General features: G+C 53.8%; 5 protein-coding genes and 3 tRNA genes. 1 reads left to right on the top strand and 7 read right to left on the bottom strand.

The features are described 5' to 3' along the window. The 7 genes from MKI83_RS16850 to MKI83_RS16820 all read right to left on the bottom strand — a co-directional run. Window positions 1–101, bottom strand: a 101-nt coding sequence (locus MKI83_RS16850) for a GTP-binding protein (protein WP_033034085.1), incomplete at its 3' end; no start/stop codon positions are given. Window positions 102–180: 79 nt separating this feature from the next. Further along, a tRNA-Thr gene (locus MKI83_RS16845) sits at window positions 181–256 on the bottom strand. Window positions 257–282: 26 nt separating this feature from the next. After that, a tRNA-Gly gene (locus MKI83_RS16840) sits at window positions 283–356 on the bottom strand. Window positions 357–380: 24 nt separating this feature from the next. Further along, window positions 381–465, bottom strand: a tRNA-Tyr gene (locus MKI83_RS16835). 138 nt (window positions 466–603) lie between these two features. After that, entirely contained in the window at window positions 604–1,263 is a 660-nt protein-coding gene (locus MKI83_RS16830; RefSeq protein ID WP_241588478.1) for an SPOR domain-containing protein, read from the bottom strand. Further along, window positions 1,263–2,003: a type III pantothenate kinase gene (locus MKI83_RS16825; protein ID WP_241588477.1), complete on the bottom strand. Its 741-nt coding sequence runs from the start codon at window positions 2,001–2,003 to the stop codon at window positions 1,263–1,265. The genes MKI83_RS16830 and MKI83_RS16825 overlap by 1 nt, the downstream gene beginning before the upstream one ends. Continuing rightward, window positions 2,000–2,878 carry a biotin--[acetyl-CoA-carboxylase] ligase gene (locus tag MKI83_RS16820; RefSeq protein WP_241588476.1) on the bottom strand — a complete coding sequence of 293 codons (879 nt, stop codon included), beginning with the start codon at window positions 2,876–2,878 and terminating at the stop codon, window positions 2,000–2,002. Before MKI83_RS16820 ends, MKI83_RS16825 begins: the two co-directional genes overlap by 4 nt. An 8-nt stretch (window positions 2,879–2,886) precedes the next feature. Here MKI83_RS16820 and MKI83_RS16815 point away from each other — a divergent pair. After that, on the top strand, window positions 2,887–3,087 hold a 201-nt coding region (locus MKI83_RS16815), incomplete at its 3' end, for a hypothetical protein (protein ID WP_241588475.1).

Here is a 3,087-nt window from a genome sequence, read left to right as displayed (position 1 = left end):
CGAGTCAGGGCAGCAGTCAGAGTGGTCTTGCCATGGTCAACGTGACCGATGGTGCCAACGTTTACGTGCGGTTTATTCCGCTCAAACTTTTCCTTAGCCATATCAACCTCATCATTATCGACGCTTTGCGCCTGACGCCATTACGACAAAGGCAGATATAGCTATATCTGCCTTTGAAAATGGAGCTCTTGAGCGGATTTGAACCGCTGACCTCACCCTTACCAAGGGTGTGCTCTACCAACTGAGCTACAAGAGCTTAACCCTTGTGGAAAGCAGTTATCTTGGAGCGGGTAGCGGGAATCGAACCCGCATCATCAGCTTGGAAGGCTGAGGTTCTACCACTGAACTATACCCGCGAAGCTAACTGCTCTCGCTAAATCTGGTGGAGGGGGAAGGATTCGAACCTTCGAAGGCTAAGCCGTCAGATTTACAGTCTGATCCCTTTGACCGCTCGGGAACCCCTCCAGAAGAGGCGTGCATTCTCTACACTACCCTGCTGACTGTCAACACTTTTTTGATTAAAAACCAATACTTGCGTCACTTTCAGCACTTGCCTTCAAGCCTTTTTAAAACAGCCTTCGTGCGAAGCGGGGCGCAGTCTACTCAATCAGTTTGCGTCGCGCAAGACATAAACTGATGGCGCATCGCAGGAAAATCGCCTTTGAGGCCTGCTAGCAGCCCATCATCCAGCAGACGACGCCCTTCTGGCTGAACCTCAACCCAAAATTGGCGCTGCGCACGGGTTATTTCTTCGATTAACGGCGCGTAACCCGCCTGCCGCAGTCGCGCAGCAATAGCATCTGCCGACTCACGACGTGGAAAAATACCCAAAGAAAGACCATTACTATTAGGCCCTTGAGTAATGAGATAGCTATCAATTTTCCGCGCTTGTAGTTCGCGCAACTGCCTAATTGCGGCGGACCTTGAAGCCATTGGCGCTAGATACACGGCGAAATCAGCGCCGGCATCACTCTCTTTATTCACCACTAGCGAGGCGATATCGAGACTCAGCAAACGCTGTCGCAAATCGTCAGCCAACTCATTGCGCTCAAAGGGACCAAAAAGGAGGCAGGCATTTGCCGCGGCAGATTGCTCTGCGCGCACCACTGGCGCGCCACCTTCACTTAATAGTTTGATTGAACCACTCGACTCACGGTATGCCTGCACCGCAGGCAGCTCCTTGCCAACTAAAGGCACCTGCTGCTGATGCCAGACAAAATAAACCGCATTCAACATCAACAAAAACAGCAATATCCATCGCATTAATTTGCTCCCTCCATTGGGCACGCCAACGCTAAACCATCAAACACAAGGTCAGGCCTTAGCCGCGCTTGCGGCAAAAAACAGGCCGCCAAGTCAGCGTCACCACCCGTTAAGTACACCACATACTCATCACCCAGATAGCGACCAGCCTCCGCCACCAACCCCAGCACAAAGCCTTGAAGCATTTGCAGACATCCTCGTTCAACTGCATCACGGGTATTGTCCGCCGGAGCATGCTCTAGCATTGGCGTATCGACCGAGTCATAGCGGATACGGCGCGTATGCAACTTAAGCTGGCTACGCATCAGCTGCAGCCCTGGCGCGATAAAACCGCCCAAGTGTTCTCCACCGCCGCAGACATAATCCACGGTAATGGCGGTACCCAAATCAACCACCAAACAAGGCGCCTTAGACTCCGCGTAGGCCGCCACCGCCGTTAGCCAACGATCAAGCCCTAATTGGGCGTAATCCGCATAGCCATTACGCACCCCAGCCAAACTTCGCGCCGCAATCGCTTGCTGCACTGGAAGCTGACCCAGCACCTGCAACTCAGCCAACAAGGCATCAGTCTCATCCGCACTGCGCACGCTGACTAAGCGAACCGCCCGTGGCGCTTCAAAGTCGCGCAACGCTAGAAGAAGCTCATCTGCGCCATACGAAGCACCCCCTGCGACTCGCCCCCCCGCACGCAGCAACCGCCACTTAATCAAGGAGTTACCGCAGTCCAGCTCTAAAATCATGCTTGCCTCCGGCGCAAACTCAACTCACCGCCCGCTACAACCTGCTGACCTTCGTCCGTAGCCACAATCAATGCACCGCGCTGATCGATACCCATAAGCGTTCCGGCAATCACCGCACCGCCCGAAAGCTCAACTTGCTCCCCAAGCCATGCAGCATTGTCTAACCACTCATCTTTAAACGCGGCGAAACCCTCCACATCAAATTGCCGCATGACCGTTTGGACTTGCTCTATTACCTCAAGCGCAAATGAACTGCGATCAACCGATTTACCCGTTAAGCGGCGACAAGACGTCCAGGGCTGGTCGACTTCAATGCCATGACGCGCATTCACATTCACCCCAACCCCAATCACCAAATGGAAGCAATCTGAAAGATCACCGTGCAACTCGATCAAAATACCCGCCAGCTTACCCTGCGCCGTAATCACGTCATTCGGCCACTTGAGCTGTACGCTGGGAACACCAATACCGCGCAAAACACGCACGACAGCGCAGCCAATAGCAAGGCTGGCACCCTCAACACGCGCGGCACCACCTTGCATGGGGTGCACATACGTTAGACACAAATTTTCCGCGAACCCGCTTTCCCACCCTCGGCCTCGCCGACCACGCCCTGCCGTTTGGCGCTCAGCCAAGACAGCCATGGGCGCAGATTTGCCGTCCGCAAGGCACTGCAGGGCAACACTATTCGTCGACGGTAACGCCCAGTGAACATACAGGGGGACTTTTGCCAGGGCGGCAATATCTGCTCGATACAGATCAATAGGCGACGCAAGGCGATAACCTTTGCCGCGGACACGATCCACAACAATGTCAAAATCAGCTTCAATTTGCTGTATTTGTTTCCAAACAGCAGCACGGCTCACGCCCAACATTGAGCCTAATGCTTCGCCTGAATGAAACTGTCCATCAGACAGCGCGCGAAGTAACTGCATTAAAAACCTTAGATATTAAGCAAAGGCGCGATGATAACGCGATCAGCGCCGCGCATGGCAGTAACCAAGCTGACTTTTCCTTGGCGCAAAGCAAAACCCCCGAGCCATTGGCTCAGGGGTTTTGGGATAGGTGCTTGACGATGACCTAC

This window comes from Atopomonas sediminilitoris (assembly GCF_022601735.1).
GTDB classification, from domain to species: Bacteria; Pseudomonadota; Gammaproteobacteria; order Pseudomonadales; family Pseudomonadaceae; genus Atopomonas; species Atopomonas sediminilitoris.
The sequence above is the reverse complement of the archived record's forward strand: the minus strand, read 5'-3'. Positions and strand labels throughout refer to the sequence as shown.

What these genes read in the sequence shown, in the direction of transcription:
- MKI83_RS16830 (WP_241588478.1), bottom strand. Translation starts at nt 1,263, where the DNA reads ATGCGATGGATATTGCTGTTTTTGTTGATGTTGAATGCGGTTTATTTT.
- MKI83_RS16825 (WP_241588477.1), bottom strand. Translation starts at nt 2,003, where the DNA reads ATGATTTTAGAGCTGGACTGCGGTAACTCCTTGATTAAGTGGCGGTTG.
- MKI83_RS16820 (WP_241588476.1), bottom strand. Translation starts at nt 2,878, where the DNA reads ATGTTGGGCGTGAGCCGTGCTGCTGTTTGGAAACAAATACAGCAAATT.